We start from the raw sequence: 17,626 nt of genomic DNA, 5'->3' as shown, positions 1-17,626 counted from the left end.
TCTACCGGCTGAACACCAGTGTGTTGGAGGGAATGAACAACAAGATCAAGGTGATCAAGCGGGTGGCCTACGGCTACCGGGATAACGACTACTTCTTTCTGAAGATAAAAGCAGCATTTCCCGGTAAAGCGCGATGAACCATAAAAAAACCGGGGCTGTGAAAGGCCCCGGTTTTTTATGGCTGAAGAAAACGTTCAAAGTTTGCCGAACGTCTCCATGGCATAGTGCACCCGTTCCCTCGGGCTGAAGTGGGGCCGCTTCAGGGCTTCGATATTCTTCAGGCGGGGCAGCAGGCCGCAGCCATTTGCCATCTGGATGGCCAGCCCCGGCCGGGCATTAAGCTCCAGCAGGAGCGGGCCCTGATGGGCATCGACTACCAGGTCCACACCCATGTAGCCGAGGTCCGTCGCTTCATAGCAGCGGGCGGCCATTTCCAGCATGTTTTCCCAGTCATCAATCCGGATGTTTTCCAGGGCCAGCCCGGTATCCGGGTGCAGGGTAATCGGGCGGTTGAATTGCACGGCATTCAGGCTCTGGCCTTTGCCGATGTCCAGGCCGACACCCACCGCACCCTGATGCAGGTTCGCCTTGCCGTCAGAGGCCTTGGTGGCCAGCCGGAGCATGGCCATTACCGGGTAGCCCTGGAAGATGATGATGCGGATATCCGGTACGCCCTGATAGGAATATTTCGCCAGGGCAGGGGAGGATTGCACCAGGTCTTCGACAATGGCCACATCCGGCGTACCGGCCAGCGAGTAAAGACCGGCCAGGATGTTGGTCAGGTGGCGCTCCAGCATGGCCACGCTGATGCGGGCACCGGAGGCCTTTACGAAATCGTCGCCATCGCGCCCGGTGATCACGGTAATGCCTTTGCCCCCGGACCCCTTGGCGGGTTTGATGGCAAAGCCGTCCAGGTCTTCGGCCATTTCCCGGAAGTGGGAAATTTCGTGCTGCTGGCGCACAACCTGAAGAAGCTTCGGGGTTTTTACCCCGTATTCGCTGACTGCCAGCTTGGTCTTCAGTTTGTTGTCGACCAGCGGGTAAGACGAGCGCTCGTTGTACCGGGCAATGTAATCCACATTGCGCCGGTTCATGTTCAGCATGCCAAGCCGGGTGAGCCTGCGCGGAGATATCCAGCCGCCCATATCAGTCGTAGGCCTTCATGGGGGTGAATCGGCGCAGTTCGCTGAGCTTGTAGCCGGTGTACTGGCCCATCAGCAGGATCAGCCCCAGAATCACCAGGTGCAATTCCGGGAAGTTGAACGTGAGATGGCCGGCCAGCGGCAGGCTCATGACCAAATAGGCGCAAATCGCCACAAACAGGCTGCCGGAGCCCTGCACCAGAACTTCCCGGGCACCTTCCTCCTCCCAGAGAATGGACATGCGTTCGATGGTCCAGGCAATGATCACCATGGGGAAGAAGGTTACCGTCATGCCGGTGTTGAAGCCCATCTGGTAGCCGATAATGCTCAGGCCGGCGGTAATAAAGATAACCAGGATGATCAGTGCGGATATCCGCGAGACCAGCAACAGGTTCAGGCTCGACAGATAGCCCCGCAGCACCAGCCCGATGGCCACCACAGACAGAAACGCTATCAGGCCGGGCACCAGCGTGGTCTGCACAAAGGCCACCGCAATCAGCACCGGCATGAAGGTGCCGGAGGTGCGGATACCGATGACAATCCGCATGAACGCGACAATCAGTGCACCCAGCGGCAACAACAGAAGCATGCGGAACATGCTTTGTTCTTCGATGGGCAGCTGGTAAAAACCGAGCACTCCCAGCCCGTTCTGGTTGGCCTCCAGCGTGGCCAGTTGTAGTGCCGGCACGGTTTGCCGCAACATGGAGAAGCTCACCTGGGAGTTGTCGCCACCAAGAACATCCAGCAGGGATTCCGAGCCCTGGCGCCACAGCAGCAAACTTTCCGGTACGCCTTGCTCGCCGGTGCGGGGGTCAAAGGTCAGCCAGCGTTCACCGTTGTATATTTGCAGGAAGGGCACCAGCTGCTGGCGCCGGCGGGCATCTTCCAGCTTTAGCGCATCGGCGGTGCGGGCGGCAATGCCCGCGTGGTTGAGCATGCGCACCATCAGCTGCAGGTAATTGTCTTCAGAGACCAGCAGGGTGGTGTTCTGGGTGCGGGTGTCTGGCTGCATCAGGCGGATCAGTTCCCGGGTCATGCTTTCCGGGCTGCTGGAGCGTTCCATGGCCTGGTCCAGCAGTTCCCGAACCGCGGTGGCCTGGGGTTCTTCCCAGAATACCGCCTGGGGCCGGGGCGTGCGCACCGGCGTTTGCTCGGTAACATCTTCATCCGGAACGAACTGGGCCTTGAAATACAGGGTCTGGGGGCCAGACACTTCGCGCTTGGTCCATTCCGCCCGTCGGCTTCTGGGGGATTCGAGGATGGAGAAGCCGTAGCCGGGAGAGGCCGCCTGCTCGGTCAGAATGCGAAAGCCGGGCGGCTGCTCCGGAATGTGCAGGCTGACTTCGGCGGCGTCATCCAGGGCGTCGAAATCCACTCGGGCTTCAATCATCCATACCGGGCGCTGTTCACCGGTCATCCAGGGGATTCCGAGTTCCAGGTGGCGCCAGGTGGCAATAGAAATACCCGCCGCAATCAGCAGGAAGACAAATACATAGAACGGAGCTCGTGAGCGGGCGGTCATTCATTGCCTCCGCTTTCAGCATTTTCGCGGTAGGAGGCCGGCAGTTCCGTGGCGTATTCCTTGCCAACGTCAATCAGCATAACGTCCCTCAGTATGTTGCGGCCGATCAGCACTTCGTGGGTCAGGTTGGTGCGATCTGCCAGGGTGAACTCCGCCACTTGCTGGTGGTCGCCGATGGCAAACTGAAGTTCGACCACAACGCGGCGTTCGGCTTCATCGGCGGCCGACTGGATGATGCGTACCCGGCGGGAGATTTCCCGTTCCAGGGTAATCCACTGTTCGTAGTCGGTGCCTGGTACCGGCACGTCAAAGCGTACCCAGTTGCTGCCATCCCGCTCGAAACGTTTGATGTTCTGGGCATGGATAGAGGAGGTTTCGGCGCCACTGTCGATACGGGCGGTGTAAATCAGGCCCGGGTCAGCCAGATAGAATTTTTCCACCTCGCCCACAATCACCTTGCCCTTCAGCCGGTCTGCGCGGCCGGTGTCTTTGGGGATTGGCGGGCATACTTTTTCTTTAACCGGCGGGCACACGGGTTTTTCAACCTGAGTGGCAATGGCATCCAGGATGGTCTGGGTAGACTGGCGGTTATCGGTAAGCAGCTGGTTGTGCCGAACGTTGGCGTTTTCTTCCATGGTAACCAGTGTGGAGCGCTGGGTTTTTACCGTGGCGCGAACGTCTTCAAGCCCATCCTTGGGAACCATAAGGTAGCGGTCTGTGGAGCAGCCCGCCAAGGCTACAGCGAGCCCGGTAATGGCCAGAAAGGTAAGTGTACGGGCTTTCGGAAACCTGTAACCCATGAATATCCCCTGAAACGGCTGCCCGCCGGTGGTCATAGAGCGGTAGCGCTGGATGTGTTGTCGGTCAGGCGGGGAAGTATACTACAAGCATCTGTGTGTTGACTTTACAGATGGTTAAGGCGCTTTAGCCGGCAAAAAACGGACCCTGCCCGAGTGGGGTTTCCGCCCTCAGGTACTCCTGGATCACCGGCGAACAGTTGAGGTAGAACAGCAGCAATTCCCGCTGGATATCCTGGTCCTGGGTGCGTGCTGCGAAGCTGATCACCTGCTTGAGCGAGTGGTCACTGGCGGCGGTGTCGTCCGGCACAACAAAGCTTTTGCCGTAGCGCGCACGCAGCAATGTGGTCAAGCGCTCCAGGTGGAACTCCCCGGTGTGGGTAATGTGGGGCAGTAGCCGTACACCGTGAGACACGCCTGCACCGCCGGGATACAGCCCGTCTCCGCGCTGGCCATCGGCGCCATCGCTGTGCAGAAATTCTGCTCCCAGTTTTCTCCAGAGTTCCTTCAACATGCTCCTGTCCTTGCCAGTGAGCGCAACACGAGAAAGGTTTTGATTAACCTTTAATCCGTTTTAGATGAATTTACGGCGGGCGTCCAGCAACAGATCTATACAATTCCTTTAATTGCCAAACAGTCGATACCCGATTTGCGTGGTGGTTCCGCCACCGTAACAAGCTTGTGGCAATCAGGTACACTGTCGGGTTTGATGGTTCCCGTATCAAGGAGTTCAATCTTGTGACAGACGTACTCATCCAGGCAATGGCTGATCGCCCCGAGTGGATGGCGGGCTGGTTTCTGGGGCTGATTGCGGCCTGTGTTGTTCTGCTGGTGCTGATGCTGTGGGCGCTGTTCAGGCTTAAGGCCGGGCAGCAGCATACTGGCGCCCTTCACAGCCAGCAGGTTCAGCACCTGGAGCAGTCGCTGACAGAGCAGAGAACGCGGTCGGCAAAGCTGGAAGCAGCGATAGAAGGCTGGCGTAACCAGGTCACCGAACTGAAAGCCGATCTGCGGGAGCAGCAGGTAACCCTGGATAAAGAACGCCGCAATGCCAATGAAAAGCTGGAACTGCTGGAACGCAACCGGGATGCCCTTAAGCAGGAATTCGAGAACCTGGCCAACCGCATTTTCGACCAGAAGAGCGAGCGCTTCAGCCAGCAGTCCAGAACCAGCCTGGATTCCTTGCTCAACCCGTTCCGCGACCAGTTACAGGACTTCCGCAAACGGGTGGAGGACGTTTATACCACCGAAACCCGCGACCGCCAGGCCCTGCGCAGCGAGATCAAATCCCTGCAGGAGCTGAACCGCCGGATTACCGAAGAAGCCGCCAACCTGACCCGGGCCCTGAAAGGGGACAAGAAAGTGCAGGGCAACTGGGGCGAGCTGATTCTGGAGCGGGTGCTGGAGCGTTCCGGCCTGCGCAAGGGCGTGGAGTATGAAACTCAGGGCAGCTACCGGGACGACGACAACCAGCTGCTGCGCCCGGATGTGATTGTGCACCTGCCAGACCAGCGCAACCTGGTGATTGATTCCAAGGTTTCGCTGGTGGCTTATCAGCAGTGGGTGGTGGCAGAGGAAGACAGCGCGCGTGAAGAGGCCCTTAAACAGCACGTAGAAGCCGTGCGCAACCACATCAGAACCCTGAGCGAGAAAGACTACAGCCAGCTGAATGGCCTGCATTCACCGGACTTTGTATTTTTGTTCATGCCCATTGAGCCGGCTTTTGTGGCAGCATTCCAGCAGGACGAGAACCTGTTCGCGGAAGCCTTCGAGCGAAAGATTATTGTGGTGACACCCACCACCTTGCTGGCCACCCTGCGGACAATCGAGAACATCTGGCGGTACGAACGGCAAAGCCAGAATGCCCGGCGCATTGCCGACAGGGCCAGCGCGGTGTACGACAAACTGCGGGTGTTTGTGGAAGCTATGGAACGCTTGGGCAGCCAGCTGCACACCGCGCAGGGCACTTACGACAACGCCATGAATACCCTGACCCGTGGCCGCGGCAACCTGATTTCCCAGGCCAACCGGTTTGTGGAGCTGGGCGTGCGGGTTAAAAAAGAGTTGCCCAAAAGTATTACGGAACAGGCTGAGGTAGATGCGGACGACCCTTACGAGCCCGATGAGCCTGAAGACAGCACAGAGAAGACTCAGGAGTAGCAGAATGTTGGTATCGAACAAGCGGCAAACGCTGGCAAAGCGTTCATGGCTGGCCGGCCTGGTGCTGTCTTCCGCGCTGGCGGCCTTTTCCGGACAGGCGTTTGCCCTGGAGCCCGAGCATGAAATCCGCCGGCTGATGCTGGCCACCGAAGCGGCCGTGCAGGCTGACAACTGGGCCGAGGCCGGCGAGTTCCTGAACCGCCTGCAGGCGATGGAAGGTGAGAAACCGGCGGAGTACCACTATTATCGCGGCCGCGCAATGCTCAAGGCCAATCACCTGAATGAAGCCCGGGCGGCACTGGAAACCTACGTGAGTCAGGCGGGCGCAGAAGGCCAGCATTATCAGGAATCCCTGAAGCTGATTACCGATATCGAGAAGGTAAACCGGGATAACGTACGCGCTCTGGCCGAAGGCGCTGCGCAGGTGGAAGAGCCGGTTGCCGTGATCGAACCGGCCGGACAGGAAAGCCTGAAAACCCTGCGCCAGCTGTACCTGGCCAGAACGGACCGGGAAGCGCTGGTTATTCACCTGAATGCGGTGCTGGATACCGCAGGCTGGCGAAGGGACAAAACCGTGGTGCGGCTGGACCGGCCGGCCGACATTCAGTACCGGGTGACGATTGATAACAGCAACGTGAATGTCCAGGAGATTCGCCGGGAGCTGGATAACAGCTTTGTGCGTAAAACCAGCGTGTTGCCTGTGTTCGGTGTAAACCCGCAGCTGCGCTGGGATTGCGAGCCCGCTGTTGCGGCCTGCTGGGTATACGACCCGAGGGACGGCTCCCGACTGTTCCAGATGGCCCAGAACCAGGACAAAGCCCGGGAGGCGGCCCAGACCCTGGGTAGGCTAATTCGTAACCTGCAACAGGGCCGTTCTGGCTCCTGAGCGGGAGTTATTGCACCAGGTCGCCCCGTTCGCCTTCCCGCCAGGCGCCCGGGGTAACCCCGGTCCACTTCTTGAAGGCCCGGTGGAAGGTGGAGGGCTCGGTAAAACCCACTCTCTCGGCAATATCGTTAATCGGCAACTCCTGATGGCTCAGATAGTAGATGGCCATATCCCGCCGCAGTAAATCCTTGATCTCCTGAAACGACGTGTTTTCCTGCTTCAGCCTTCGGCGCAGGGTTTGCGGGCTGGTGTGCAACTCCTGGGCAATCCAGTCGAAATCCGGCATGGGCCTGGAAAAATCCCGGCCAATCAGGCCCCGGATGCGGCCGGTCCAGGTGTTGCTTTCATCCGGCCGGGATAGCAGGTCCGCAGGAGACGTTTTCAGAAACTGCCGCATCTCCGGCTTGTCCCGAATCACCGGGGCAGACAGAAAGCGTTTGCTGAAGGTGAGGGCGGTGCAATCAGAGTCAAAGCTCAGCGGGCAGTGGAAGATATGGCGGTACTCATCGCCATGCTCCGGCCGCGGGTAGTTGAACTCGGCTTTCGCCAGTTCCACCGGCTGGCCGATCAGCCAGCTGCCTAAGCGGTGCCAGATCACCAGAATGCTTTCTCGCAGGTAGTAGTCCGGATCGTGGATTTTACCTTCGATTCGTGTCACCAGCCGGGCGCTGTCTTCGCCCACTTCCAGCTCCATGGCCACCATGGGTTCGAACAGGCGGGAGAACTGGAATGCCCGCTGATACACCTCTTCCAGGGTTTGGCAATCGATCACCAGCGCACACATGGTGGCAAAGGTGCCCGAGCGGGCCCGGCGTGAACCCAGCCCCATAAACTCATCGCCGGTGCGGCTCCAGATTACCTGCATCAGGGTGCTGAACTGATCACTGCTGACCCGCGCTTTCTCGATACGCAACAAATCCGGCGAGATACCGGCTTCCTGCAACAACTCGTGCACATCCAGCCCCAGCCTTTGTGCGCCGGACAGGGATGCTTCAACAAAGTGTTTGGAAACCGTGAGGGTAGACATAACCAGCGCCAATAAAGAGAACGTGGTTCATCATAAGTGGCCAGAAGCACAATGCAACCACCTGATTTACCGGCCAATGGAAGAAATGGCCAACGGGAATGAAGTAACCGGCAGTTGGCCGGGACTGCAAAACCCGGCAGCATAATGCACAGTAACCCTATACCCATAACAACGAAAAGGAGCACCAGATGCCCGGCCCCCTGAGTACCCTGAAAGTCCTGGATTTCAGCACCCTGCTGCCCGGCCCCTACGCCACCATGATGCTGGCGGACATGGGCGCCGAAGTGCTGAGGGTAGAAGCCCCCGACCGGGTAGACCTGGCCAAGGTAATGCCGCCCTTTGATGGCAAGTTCAGTACCACGTTTTCTTACCTGAGCCGTGGCAAGCAAACCCTGCAGCTCAATCTTAAACAGCCGGAAAGCGTGGAGAAGATCAAGGAGCTGGTGAAGGACTACGACATTGTGGTGGAACAGTTTCGCCCGGGTGTAATGGACCGCCTGGGCGTGGGGTATGAAACCCTGAAGGCCATCAACCCGAAACTGATCTACTGCGCCATCACCGGCTACGGCCAGACCGGCCCCTACAAAGACCGCGCCGGCCACGACATCAACTACCTGGCCATCTCCGGCGTTGCCAGCCACTGCGGCCGCGCCGACAGCGGCCCGCCCCCCATGGGCATCCAGATTGCCGACGTAGCCGGAGGCTCCCACCACGCCGTCATGGGCATCCTCGCCGCCGTCATCCAGCGCCAGCAAACCGGGCAGGGCGCCTTCATCGATATCAGCATGACCGACGCTGCATTTGCCCTCAACGCCATGGCCGGCGCTGCGGCACTGGCTGGCGGTGTAGAGCAGAAACCCGAGGGCGGTATGCTCAATGGCGGTACTTTCTACGACTACTACCAGACCAGCGATGGCCGTTGGTTGTCTGTGGGTAGCCTGGAACCGCAGTTCTCGGCACGGCTGTGCGACACGCTGGGCATCAGCGAAATGAAGAGCTTTGCCTTGAGCCAGAACCCGGAGCATCAGCAAAGGCTGAAAGCGGCGATTAAAGAGAAGATTGCCGGGAAAACGTTTGCCGAGTGGCGGGAGGTTTTTGCAGAGGTGGATGCCTGTGTGGAGCCGGTGCTGACGATTGAGGAGGCGGCGGAGCATCCGCAGATTGTGGCGCGGGGGATGGTGGTTGAGAAAGACAGGGGGGATGGTTTGGGGCAAAGGCAGTTGGGGTGCCCGGTACAGTTTCGGCAGCATTGACATTAAGAGGGAAATTTAGCGTCAGTTTCTGGAAAGTGTGATGGAGGCTGTTAGGTTGAGTAGGTTAACGATTATTTCGGCCGGAAGTTCACCTACGAGGGTTCTCAGGCTGGGTCAGTTACTACCAGTCGACGGATGAGCGATCGCCGTATTTTAACGATCAGGAGCAGTGATATCGGGAGAAGGGTTACCGGATGGTGTATTTCACTGAGCGGGGGACTGAAGTTAATTTGGTGCTAAATTGGAAGATGAAGATTTCGGCTGAGTGAATTGAAAGTAGTTTGGAACCTGATGGCTAATGGAGGCGTTCTTAAGTTTTAATGATACCAATGAAAAGCCTCGGCGCTGTCGGTGCTTAAGGCCGTGTTAGTATCTGCCTGTTTTTGACGGCGAAAGAGCACCGGATGATTAAGCAATCTATTCCGTTAGCCACAAAAAAATGCCCGGCAAAGTTGCCGGGCATTTTTTACTAAAACATAAAGCTATATCAGGGAGTTTCAGGTGTTGGAGCAGTCTGTTTAACAAAATTAGTGTTATTGAACTGGATCGCCGCGCCATCTGCGCTGAAGAACGAAATAATGTTCGTTGCCATATCCGCGAACACTGCCGTTTCTGTTGCAGTGGTCGGTTGGATGATGGTGTTATGGGATCCAGCAGTGAACCTGACTGCGTTTGCTGGGACTGATGTTAAACCGTTCGTAGTTATTGTATCGGCTTCAAGTCCGACAAACAGAGGCTCAGTGCCCGCAAGCGGTGCTGGAAGTGCGTTACTGAATGGCGCCGTATATTCGCCAGCGTAAGCAACCTCTGCAGCAACCGGAATAGTTTGATCCTGAGTTGAGCGATCTGCGCCATCACCGTAAATCTCGTTTAGATAAAGCGGTGTTTGAGTGCCCAGAAGCGAGCTCGTAAAGTTCAGAGGGTCGATGCTATCCAGCGATGCTTGCGCCACGTTCAAGTAGAGTTCAAGGTTGCGAGAACCTTGGGTCAGTCCCGATTTGGCCAGACCAGCAAGTACGGTTCCGCTAATTGAAGGGGAGTTCTCCAGTAGCTTGGCAATGCCCGCCCCAGGAGTGACAAAGGCTGCGGCCGTAATTGGTTTGATGTTGGTGTTGCCAAGAACCGGATCCTGAGCAATACCGTTTGCCAGGGTGACAAAGGAGTTGCCGAGAATGCCGCCAAGCGAGTGGCCAACGAAGTAGACGTTGCTGGCACCGCCAACGTCAACATCTCCTCCGCCAGTTGCCGGGTTTCCGTCGTCATCCGCATTATCAAGATCCAGAATGTTCAGATTGACGAGGCTGGCATTCAGGTTTAGGAGGTCTACAACACCTTGACGCAAGTTATCTCGGGCTGCAGGCAAGTTTCCGAGGTTCAAGAAGAATTGAGCTGTAGAGCCTACAGTTTTAGTGACATCTGTAGAATAAACCATTCGTGCAGGATCGCCTGTGGCATTCTGTCCCCAGCCGAAATGGCGCTCACTCATCGGTAACAGACTATCACTAAAAGTGCCGTCGTTTTGTAGCGCCACATCAACGCTTAGGCCGAGAGATGGGTCAAGTGCACCTGTAGCCAACCTCGGTGCAATGCCATGCATAGGCAAATCGATGGCCACAGTCACAAAGCACTTGCCTGCCAGTTGGTTTCCGAGAGCGAGGCTGTGTGAGCGGTTTCCGAAAATGCCGTGTTGGTAAATTACCACGTCATAGGGAGCTGTAGCTGTGCACGCCGAAGTTGCCGATGGTACTTGAAGCAACATCGGAACGAAGACTTCGCTTTGTTCAGTAGCGAAGGGATAACGGAATGTTACCAGATCAGATGGCGGTGTAGTGCCAGCTTCGTTACTTTGTGACGCATCAATTAAGCCTCCGACGGTTTTAGAGGCTTCCCATGCAACATTCAGGTTCGATGGGTCTGACTCTGTCGGTGTGCCAAGATAGTAAGGAAGGGTTATCCCCCACTGCATGATATCAGCAGACTGGGTGAGTGCTGGATTTGCATCTGATGCGGAAACGCGGGTGGCTTCTATTGGGGTGATGGTTCTTGGTTCGGGATTGCTAAAGTCAGCCCCGTTAGCATCAAGGCCGCTGGCAGTCGCTGCTGCTGTAGCCTGGATGGTTGCATCATTTGTTGCAGCGGCGGTGCCGGCCACCGTTGCAAGGGTGCCATATTGTTCGGATGGCCCCATTTTCGCAAAAGTTTCAGCGTTTTCTGACAGATACTTGGCAATAGCGGTTTGGCGGGCCTTGACTACACCACTTTTGTAGAAAAACGCAGCTGGGGACGTTGCAGCTTCAAGAACATCCTCTGTACCGCCCGTTGTAAAAGTTAAAGCCATCGAGATATTGTTTTTGCTTAGGCTTGGAAGTCCTAGCTGTGAACGAACACCGTTGACGACGTTAGAGAAGTAGCCGTCCGCCAGTTGTTCCCAGGAGCGTAACGCCGGCACAAGGTCTTGAAGTTGTGATGATATTAGACCCGCACTGTCTCCGTCTCGGTCAACGATATTTGAATACACGGTGTCGCTGATCAGTGGATCCCCATCTTCGTCCAAAATCTCATTTGTAACGATGACAAGGTACTTCTTCTTCGGATCTAGAGGCTTGAGAGGCGTGATTCTCAGGGTGTTATCTGTTCCGCCGTCCAGGCTGACAACTTCAACCCTGAACTGGTCCAGATACTCAGTTACAGGCTTTGCTCCCGGGGCTCCAGCAAGAGTTAGGCCGATATCAAATGTTGGCGTTTCCCCGGGCAGTACGCCGCTTTCTGGAATGGCGAGTTCTAGCTCAGTAGCAAGCGCTGTGTAATAGTCAGAACTGTTTTGAAGAGAGTCTCCGCCCGGGAAGTCCAGGCCAAGAAGAAACACGTTTTGCGTAGGGTTGGGGATCGGTCCCAAGTCTGGGTGATTGATCAACGGGCGACCGTCTACGGTCTCGGTATTAATTGAGCCTGATAGCTTAATGTCAAATTGAGCAGTAGTAGACGAACCGTCAAGTGCATCAAGACCTGCAGTGATGGCGTTATCGTTGGAGCCCGCCATAGTACCGTCGCCAGCAGTCTCCTGACCAAAAAGAATGTCGTTCGGTGTCGGCAGCTGCTTGGTAGCCGGGTTAAAAATCGGCCAGGTCTTCCCATCAATGGAAGAATCTTTGTACTTCGGATCAGGGTTAGCGTTTTTGGTGTCGCTGCCGCTGTCAAAACAGCCAGTCAACCCAAGGGAAGAAGCCACGGCAAGACTTATTAGAGTTTTCTTGAACATGGGTGGAACCTTTTCCTGTTGTTGTTTCGTTATATCCGGCTTAGACGGAACCGGTCGGCCCCTGAATTCCGCTCTTTTGCCTGTTCTGCTTGTCTGTTTGATTGTCTGAAATTGTAGCCAGCACGTTTAGCCAATTTCTGTAGCTTTGACTATAGCGACACAGTGGCAAGTGTTGATCAGCCAAAAGTGTGATTCTGCTTTTGGAATCCCTCCTCGCACGGTTGGAGTGGCCTTCCTGAAAAATAGTGGGCTGTGCGGGGTTTGTCGAGTGGCCCGGTGCACAGAACTGCCTGTTTTAACAATTTGTTGCGAATATGAACGGAACGGGCCATAGATTTTGCCGTTTCAGGTAATAGCGCCGTTCGCCTTCCGTCGCATCACGCGCCGGCGGGAATTTCTGGTAAACTCTCGCTTCCTTATTTAAAGGCAGGGGCTGCCTTGGCAGTTCCGCACCACTCCCATAATCAGAAAGCTGATGAGGCGACTATGACCACCGTAATCCGCCAGGACGACCTGATCGAAAGCGTAGCCGATGCGCTGCAGTTTATTTCCTATTACCATCCGAAGGATTTCATTCAGGCCGTGTACGAGGCCTACCAGCGGGAAGAGTCCCAGGCGGCCAAGGATGCCATGGCCCAGATTCTGATTAACTCCCGTATGTGCGCCCAGGGCCATCGCCCGATCTGCCAGGACACCGGTATTGTCACCGTGTTCGTGAACATCGGTATGGATGTGAAGTTCGAGTGCGACATGGCGCTGGACGATGTGATCAACGAAGGCGTTCGCCGCGCTTACACCCATCCGGACAACGTACTGCGGGCCTCTGTGCTGGCAGACCCGGACGGCAAGCGCCAGAACACCAAGGACAACACCCCGGCCATCATCCACTACAAGATGGTGCCGGGTAACACCGTAGAAATCCACGTGGCAGCCAAGGGCGGCGGTTCTGAAGCCAAGTCCAAGTTTGCCATGCTGAACCCGTCTGACTCTGTGGTGGAGTGGGTTCTGAAAATGATTCCGCAGATGGGTGCCGGCTGGTGTCCGCCTGGCATGCTCGGTATTGGGATTGGTGGTACCGCCGAGAAGGCGATGGAACTGGCCAAGGAAGCCCTGCTGGACCCGATCGATATTCACGATCTGCAGGCCCGTGGCGCCTCCAACCGCGCTGAAGAGCTGCGCCTTGAGCTGTTCGAGAAGGTAAACGATCTGGGTATCGGCGCCCAGGGTCTGGGTGGCCTGACTACCGTGCTGGATGTGAAGGTAAAAGATTACCCGACCCACGCGGCCAACAAGCCGGTGGCAATCATCCCGAACTGTGCCGCTACCCGCCACGCGCACTTTGTGTTGGATGGCACTGGCCCGTCCCTGCAGACGCCGCCGAGCCTGGATGACTGGCCGGAAATCACCTGGGAAGTGGGTGAAAACGTGCGCCGCGTGAATCTGGACACCGTCACTCCGGGAGACGTGAAAGACTGGCAGCCGGGTGAAACCGTTCTGCTGTCTGGCAAGATGCTGACCGGCCGTGATGCGGCCCACAAGAAGATGGTGGATATGATCGAGCGGGGCGAAGAGCTGCCGGTGGATCTGAAAGGTCGCTTCATCTATTACGTGGGCCCGGTTGATCCGGTGCGCGAGGAGGTGGTTGGCCCCGCTGGCCCCACCACCGCCACCCGTATGGATAAGTTCACCGACACCATGCTGGAGAAAACCGGCCTGACCGGCATGATCGGTAAAGCCGAGCGTGGCCAGGTTGCCATCGACGCGATCAGAAAGCACGGCGCGGTGTACCTGATGGCCGTAGGCGGAGCCGCTTACCTGGTGTCCAAGGCCATCAAGGGTGCCAAGGTTGTGGCCTTTGAAGAGCTGGGTATGGAAGCCATTTACGAGTTTGAAGTGGAAGACATGCCGGTCACCGTAGCGGTAGATTCCCGCGGCAGCTCCGTGCACCAGACCGGCCCGGTTGAGTGGCACGACAAGATCATTGCTGCGAAAGCGGTTTGATCTGAGTCTGCGGTAGTATCAGTGTAGCCCTGGGCGTTCTGCTCAGGGCTGCCACTGAAATCAATTTCAAGGTTTTTTCTGCACGTTTCTTCTCTCCCATCCCTAAAGTTTTCCGATTAGAATTTGCACTATAAATATAGTCAAAGCAGATTGTTTTGGTGCGATCTACACATTTTCTTTGTGGTGATTAGATGATGTGCTAGTTTTAGCTCATGAGCAGATTTTCACGGCACCAGGTACTCAAACGTTTGCAGACTGAACTGCCCCGAGGCGGGCCTTTCGATTTGTCTGTGCTCGCCCGGTTTGGAGTTTCACCGCAGCTGGCGGCTCAGTATGCAGAGGCCGGTTGGCTCGTTCGTTTGGGGCACGGGGTCTATGCTTTCCCCAACGACGATTTTGATATCTTCGGCGGCTTGAAGTTGTTGCAGAGCCGAGTTGCAGGATTGCACATCGGCGGAAAGAGCGCTTTGGCGCTGCAGGGGGTTCGGCATAATCTGGGCAGTACGGAGAGCTGTGTGCTGTGGGGAGATAAGCGCTATTCCTTGCCAGACTGGTTTACCTCCCGTTTTCCTTCACGGTATTGTCATGCCAAATTGTTTGAGTGGCCGGATAACGAGCTGGAACGAAAGACTCTCACCACACCGCCGGGATTGCCTGAGCATGTAGTTGTAGCTTGTCCGGAGCGAGCAGTTCTTGAGCTTCTTTATGAAGTCGGTGTGAAACAGAGTCTAGAGGAAGCCCGTAATCTCTTCGATGGTCTGCGCTCACCCAGAAAGCAGGTTCTCGGTGATCTGCTTTCCTGTTGCACTAGCGTTAAAGCGGTGCGCCTGTTTCTTACCTGGGCAAGAGAAACTGAATTAGTGGATGTTGATGCTTTGTTGGAGGACTTTCCGGTTCGTACCGGCAGTTCCTCCCGCTGGATGACCAGGCTGGATGATGGCACATTGCTCAGCCTCAACCCCCAAGGATAGGGATTAGTATGTGCAAAACATACGCTGACACGGTGCGCCTGTTATTAACAGTGGCGCCGGAGGTGTTCGCCAACGATATATTCGCGATGAAAGGTGGCACCGCCATCAATCTGTTTCTTCGGGATATGCCCCGGTTATCGGTTGATATTGATGTTGTTTATCTTCCGCGGGAGAAAAGCCGAGATGAGGCTTTGCGAGACGTCAACCAGCAGCTGGCGGCCATCAGTGAGCGCATCTTTAAGCGCGGGCTGCATGCGCGACTGATTCCTGCCCGAAATCGTGGCGATACCAAGCTGATTGTCGAAAGCGAAACCAGTCAGGTCAAAGTTGAGGTCAACGCCGTCTTTCGTGGTAGCGTGTTGCCTCCAGAGCGGCGTCCGTTGAGTGCCTGCACGAGCGATCGGTTTAGCGTTGAATTCGATCTTCCCATACTGGCGCCCGATGAGCTTTACGGGAGCAAGCTGGTCGCTGCGCTTGACCGGCAGCACCCTCGGGATTTGTTTGACGTTTGGCAGCTGTATGAATCCGGCGGCATCACCGAGGGGATGATTGAGTGCTTTGTCGTCTATCTTGCGGGGCATAACCGCCCATCCCACGAAGTGATTTTCTGTAATGAGAAAAATATCGCCCATGAGTTCGAGAGGGCCTTTGTTGGCATGAGCGAAGTTGAATGCTCGCTAGAAACCCTGATTGAGGCGCGGGCTCGGTTGCAGCGAGAGCTGGTTGTGAGGTTAACGGGCCCGCAACGGCAGTTTCTGATCGGCTTGGCTCGTGCTGAGCCAGACTGGTCCCTCTTGACGTGTCGTCATGCTCAAGAGCTGCCAGCATTGCGCTGGAAGCTCAGTAACCTTGAAACGTTTCGAAAGAGACGACCTGAAGATTTTGAGGCGCAGGCCAGGGCGCTTGAATCGGGCTTGGGGCAGGTCTGAGTGGTTTCTAAGGCTGCCACTGAAAGTCTTTCATTTTTACCCTTCCTTTATATACGTCCACCCCTTCCAGTCTCAGTTTCTCGGTTTGAAGCTGGCAGGTTTCTGTGCCTTCAGGAAAAGCGATCTGGCCGTTGCTCCGGATAACCCGGTGCCAGGGAATGTTGTGGCCGGCGGGCAGCTTGCCCAGTGCACGGCCAACAAAGCGCGCCTGCCGGCCGAGACCGGCCATGGCGGCTACCTGGCCGTAGCTGGCCACTTTCCCTTCCGGGATCGCGGCCACTGTCTGCCAGATTCTTTGCTCTTTAGTGGGTTCGTTCTCGAACGTGTCCATTCAGAGCCTCATGGCTGTTTATCCGCTGTCGGTTAGATGCGCAAGGCGCCGTCCACTTCGATCATGCGGCCGGAGACATAGTCGTTCTCCAGGATGAATGCCACCGCAGAGGCGATTTCCTCCGGCTTGCCCATGCGCTTGAGCGGGATGCCGGCGGTCATTTTCTCCAGGGCTTCCGGCTTCATGGAGGCGGTCATCTCGGTTTCGATGAAGCCCGGGGCGATGCCCATGCAGCGGATGCCGTAGCGGGCAAGTTCCTTGGCCCACACCGGAACCAGGGCAGACACGCCGGCCTTGGCGGCAGAATAGTTGCTCTGGCCCATGTTGCCGGCGCGCGAGATGGAGGCGATGTTGATGATGGCGCCCTGGTCACCGTTTTCGATCATGCGGGTGGCGGCTTCACGGCCACACAGGAACACGCCGGTGAGGTTTACGTCGATAACGGATTGCCACTGTGCCAGCTCCATGCGCTTTTCCAGCTTGCCGTCTTTGAACTTCACCAGCAGGCCATCGCGCAGGATGCCGGCGTTGTTCACCAGGCCATTCAGGTGGCCGAAGTCGTTGATGATAGCCTGGAAGGTAGCCTCTACATCGTCTTCCTTGGCCACGTTGCAGACGTAGGTTTTGGCATCGCCACCGGCTTTTTTGCAGGCTTCGGCAGCCTCAGCGAGTTTGTCTTCCATCAGGTCGATGAGGGCGATCCTGGCGCCCTTCGCTGCCAGGTATTCCGCCATGGCGCGGCCGAGGCCCTGGCCACCGCCGGTGATTGCAATTACCGAGTCTTGAAGTTTCATGGTTTGCCCTAATTAAAGTCAGAAGTGGTTCTACGTTCTGTGTGTCTGCGTCGCTTTTATGGGAGGCATTTTGCCCGTTTTCTTTTTTCTTTTCATCGTTATGCCCATCGCCGAGCTGGCGGTGCTGATTCAGGTCGGCAGCTTGATTGGCGTGCTGAACACCGTCGGGCTGGTTTTTCTTACGGCGGTAATCGGCGCCTGGTTGTTGCGCCAGCAAGGGCTGGCCACGTTATTGCGGGCGAATGAACGGCTCAACAGTGGCGAACTGCCGGCGAAGGAAGTGGCCGAAGGGCTGATTCTTGCGGTGGGTGGTGCCATGTTGCTGACTCCGGGCTTCATTACCGACACCTTTGGTTTTCTGTGTTTGTTGCCGGGTACGCGGCACTGGCTGGCGGCGCAGGCGCTGAAGCGGATGACCGTGGCCGGGCAGGTGCACAGCCGGAGCTTTTTCTATCAATCCCGGGGTGCCGACGGCGACATTATCGAGGGCGAGTACCAGGATCAGACTCGGACAGACCGCGATCGCCTCGAAAAAAAGTGAAAAATTTTTCGTT

Annotated in this window: 16 protein-coding genes; 8 read left to right on the top strand and 8 right to left on the bottom strand. The window is 56.6% G+C overall.

Going from position 1 to position 17,626, the window contains the following annotated elements; genetic code table 11:
• The coding region (locus tag H3Z84_RS02295) for a transposase (RefSeq protein WP_199456077.1) at positions 1 to 137 on the top strand (137 nt) is incomplete at its 5' end.
• A gap of 57 nt (positions 138 to 194) precedes the next feature.
• Here H3Z84_RS02295 and H3Z84_RS02290 read toward each other — a convergent pair.
• From H3Z84_RS02290 to H3Z84_RS02275, 4 genes are all read right to left on the bottom strand, one after another.
• Positions 195 to 1,145, bottom strand: a complete 951-nt coding sequence (locus H3Z84_RS02290) for an alpha-L-glutamate ligase-like protein (protein WP_036219643.1) — start codon at positions 1,143 to 1,145, stop codon at positions 195 to 197.
• A gap of 1 nt (position 1,146) precedes the next feature.
• Positions 1,147 to 2,664: an inactive transglutaminase family protein gene (locus tag H3Z84_RS02285; protein ID WP_199456102.1), complete on the bottom strand. Its 1,518-nt coding sequence runs from the start codon at positions 2,662 to 2,664 to the stop codon at positions 1,147 to 1,149.
• Complete coding sequence (locus tag H3Z84_RS02280; RefSeq protein WP_094625349.1) at positions 2,661 to 3,464, bottom strand: ATP-dependent zinc protease; 804 nt, start codon at positions 3,462 to 3,464, stop codon at positions 2,661 to 2,663. Before H3Z84_RS02280 ends, H3Z84_RS02285 begins: the two co-directional genes overlap by 4 nt.
• A gap of 124 nt (positions 3,465 to 3,588) precedes the next feature.
• Positions 3,589 to 3,975, bottom strand: a complete 387-nt coding sequence (locus H3Z84_RS02275; protein WP_199456101.1) for a hypothetical protein — start codon at positions 3,973 to 3,975, stop codon at positions 3,589 to 3,591.
• 248 nt (positions 3,976 to 4,223) lie between these two features.
• Here H3Z84_RS02275 and H3Z84_RS02270 point away from each other — a divergent pair, with 248 nt between their 5' ends.
• Both H3Z84_RS02270 and H3Z84_RS02265 read left to right on the top strand, forming a co-directional pair.
• Positions 4,224 to 5,621 carry a DNA recombination protein RmuC gene (locus tag H3Z84_RS02270; protein ID WP_206768860.1) on the top strand — a complete coding sequence of 466 codons (1,398 nt, stop codon included), beginning with the start codon at positions 4,224 to 4,226 and terminating at the stop codon, positions 5,619 to 5,621.
• Between the two features lie 4 nt (positions 5,622 to 5,625).
• Positions 5,626 to 6,507 (top strand): hypothetical protein, encoded by an 882-nt coding sequence (locus tag H3Z84_RS02265; protein WP_199456099.1) that lies wholly within the window; start codon positions 5,626 to 5,628, stop codon positions 6,505 to 6,507.
• 7 nt (positions 6,508 to 6,514) lie between these two features.
• Here H3Z84_RS02265 and H3Z84_RS02260 read toward each other — a convergent pair whose 3' ends face one another.
• On the bottom strand, positions 6,515 to 7,534 hold the full coding sequence (locus H3Z84_RS02260; protein WP_199456098.1) for an AraC family transcriptional regulator: 1,020 nt from the start codon (positions 7,532 to 7,534) through the stop codon (positions 6,515 to 6,517).
• Between the two features lie 188 nt (positions 7,535 to 7,722).
• Between H3Z84_RS02260 and H3Z84_RS02255 the strand changes: the two genes are divergently transcribed.
• Positions 7,723 to 8,787, top strand: coding sequence for a CaiB/BaiF CoA transferase family protein (locus tag H3Z84_RS02255; RefSeq protein ID WP_199456097.1), 1,065 nt, complete (start codon positions 7,723 to 7,725; stop codon positions 8,785 to 8,787).
• 487 nt (positions 8,788 to 9,274) lie between these two features.
• Here the strand turns inward: H3Z84_RS02255 and H3Z84_RS02250 are convergent, their stop codons facing one another.
• Positions 9,275 to 12,046: a hypothetical protein gene (locus tag H3Z84_RS02250; RefSeq protein WP_199456096.1), complete on the bottom strand. Its 2,772-nt coding sequence runs from the start codon at positions 12,044 to 12,046 to the stop codon at positions 9,275 to 9,277.
• Between the two features lie 486 nt (positions 12,047 to 12,532).
• On the opposite strand from H3Z84_RS02250, the gene H3Z84_RS02245 reads away from it, so the two are divergent.
• The 3 genes from H3Z84_RS02245 to H3Z84_RS02235 all read left to right on the top strand — a co-directional run bounded on the left by H3Z84_RS02245 (position 12,533) and on the right by H3Z84_RS02235 (position 15,947).
• A complete protein-coding gene (locus H3Z84_RS02245; protein ID WP_199456095.1) occupies positions 12,533 to 14,047 on the top strand; it encodes a fumarate hydratase in 1,515 nt (504 codons plus the stop codon).
• A 212-nt stretch (positions 14,048 to 14,259) separates the two neighbouring features.
• Positions 14,260 to 15,018, top strand: coding sequence for a type IV toxin-antitoxin system AbiEi family antitoxin domain-containing protein (locus H3Z84_RS02240; protein WP_199456094.1), 759 nt, complete (start codon positions 14,260 to 14,262; stop codon positions 15,016 to 15,018).
• An 8-nt stretch (positions 15,019 to 15,026) separates the two neighbouring features.
• Complete coding sequence (locus H3Z84_RS02235; RefSeq protein ID WP_199456093.1) at positions 15,027 to 15,947, top strand: nucleotidyl transferase AbiEii/AbiGii toxin family protein; 921 nt, start codon at positions 15,027 to 15,029, stop codon at positions 15,945 to 15,947.
• Between the two features lie 7 nt (positions 15,948 to 15,954).
• Here the strand turns inward: H3Z84_RS02235 and H3Z84_RS02230 are convergent, their stop codons facing one another.
• The gene (locus H3Z84_RS02230) at positions 15,955 to 16,278 is read right to left on the bottom strand and encodes an MGMT family protein (RefSeq protein WP_199456092.1); all 324 of its coding nucleotides are present in this window, start codon (positions 16,276 to 16,278) and stop codon (positions 15,955 to 15,957) included.
• Positions 16,279 to 16,310: 32 nt separating this feature from the next.
• Positions 16,311 to 17,072: an SDR family oxidoreductase gene (locus tag H3Z84_RS02225; RefSeq protein ID WP_199456091.1), complete on the bottom strand. Its 762-nt coding sequence runs from the start codon at positions 17,070 to 17,072 to the stop codon at positions 16,311 to 16,313.
• A 70-nt stretch (positions 17,073 to 17,142) separates the two neighbouring features.
• Here H3Z84_RS02225 and H3Z84_RS02220 point away from each other — a divergent pair, with 70 nt between their 5' ends.
• Positions 17,143 to 17,613, top strand: a complete 471-nt coding sequence (locus tag H3Z84_RS02220; protein WP_199456090.1) for an FxsA family protein — start codon at positions 17,143 to 17,145, stop codon at positions 17,611 to 17,613.
• Positions 17,614 to 17,626: the final 13 nt, after the last annotated feature.

The organism is Marinobacter sp. bablab_jr003 (assembly GCF_016464245.1).
GTDB lineage: Bacteria > Pseudomonadota > Gammaproteobacteria > Pseudomonadales > Oleiphilaceae > Marinobacter > Marinobacter vinifirmus.
This window is presented reverse-complemented; position numbering and strand designations above follow the sequence as displayed.

Excerpts from the sequence above, each read along its gene's own strand:
- H3Z84_RS02290 (WP_036219643.1), bottom strand. The coding sequence starts at position 1,145 with ATGGGCGGCTGGATATCTCCGCGCAGGCTCACCCGGCTTGGCATGCTG.
- H3Z84_RS02285 (WP_199456102.1), bottom strand. The coding sequence starts at position 2,664 with ATGACCGCCCGCTCACGAGCTCCGTTCTATGTATTTGTCTTCCTGCTG.
- H3Z84_RS02280 (WP_094625349.1), bottom strand. The coding sequence starts at position 3,464 with ATGGGTTACAGGTTTCCGAAAGCCCGTACACTTACCTTTCTGGCCATT.
- H3Z84_RS02275 (WP_199456101.1), bottom strand. The coding sequence starts at position 3,975 with ATGTTGAAGGAACTCTGGAGAAAACTGGGAGCAGAATTTCTGCACAGC.
- H3Z84_RS02270 (WP_206768860.1), top strand. The coding sequence starts at position 4,224 with ATGGCTGATCGCCCCGAGTGGATGGCGGGCTGGTTTCTGGGGCTGATT.
- H3Z84_RS02265 (WP_199456099.1), top strand. The coding sequence starts at position 5,626 with ATGTTGGTATCGAACAAGCGGCAAACGCTGGCAAAGCGTTCATGGCTG.
- H3Z84_RS02260 (WP_199456098.1), bottom strand. The coding sequence starts at position 7,534 with ATGTCTACCCTCACGGTTTCCAAACACTTTGTTGAAGCATCCCTGTCC.
- H3Z84_RS02255 (WP_199456097.1), top strand. The coding sequence starts at position 7,723 with ATGCCCGGCCCCCTGAGTACCCTGAAAGTCCTGGATTTCAGCACCCTG.
- H3Z84_RS02250 (WP_199456096.1), bottom strand. The coding sequence starts at position 12,046 with ATGTTCAAGAAAACTCTAATAAGTCTTGCCGTGGCTTCTTCCCTTGGG.
- H3Z84_RS02245 (WP_199456095.1), top strand. The coding sequence starts at position 12,533 with ATGACCACCGTAATCCGCCAGGACGACCTGATCGAAAGCGTAGCCGAT.
- H3Z84_RS02240 (WP_199456094.1), top strand. The coding sequence starts at position 14,260 with ATGAGCAGATTTTCACGGCACCAGGTACTCAAACGTTTGCAGACTGAA.
- H3Z84_RS02235 (WP_199456093.1), top strand. The coding sequence starts at position 15,027 with ATGTGCAAAACATACGCTGACACGGTGCGCCTGTTATTAACAGTGGCG.
- H3Z84_RS02230 (WP_199456092.1), bottom strand. The coding sequence starts at position 16,278 with ATGGACACGTTCGAGAACGAACCCACTAAAGAGCAAAGAATCTGGCAG.
- H3Z84_RS02225 (WP_199456091.1), bottom strand. The coding sequence starts at position 17,072 with ATGAAACTTCAAGACTCGGTAATTGCAATCACCGGCGGTGGCCAGGGC.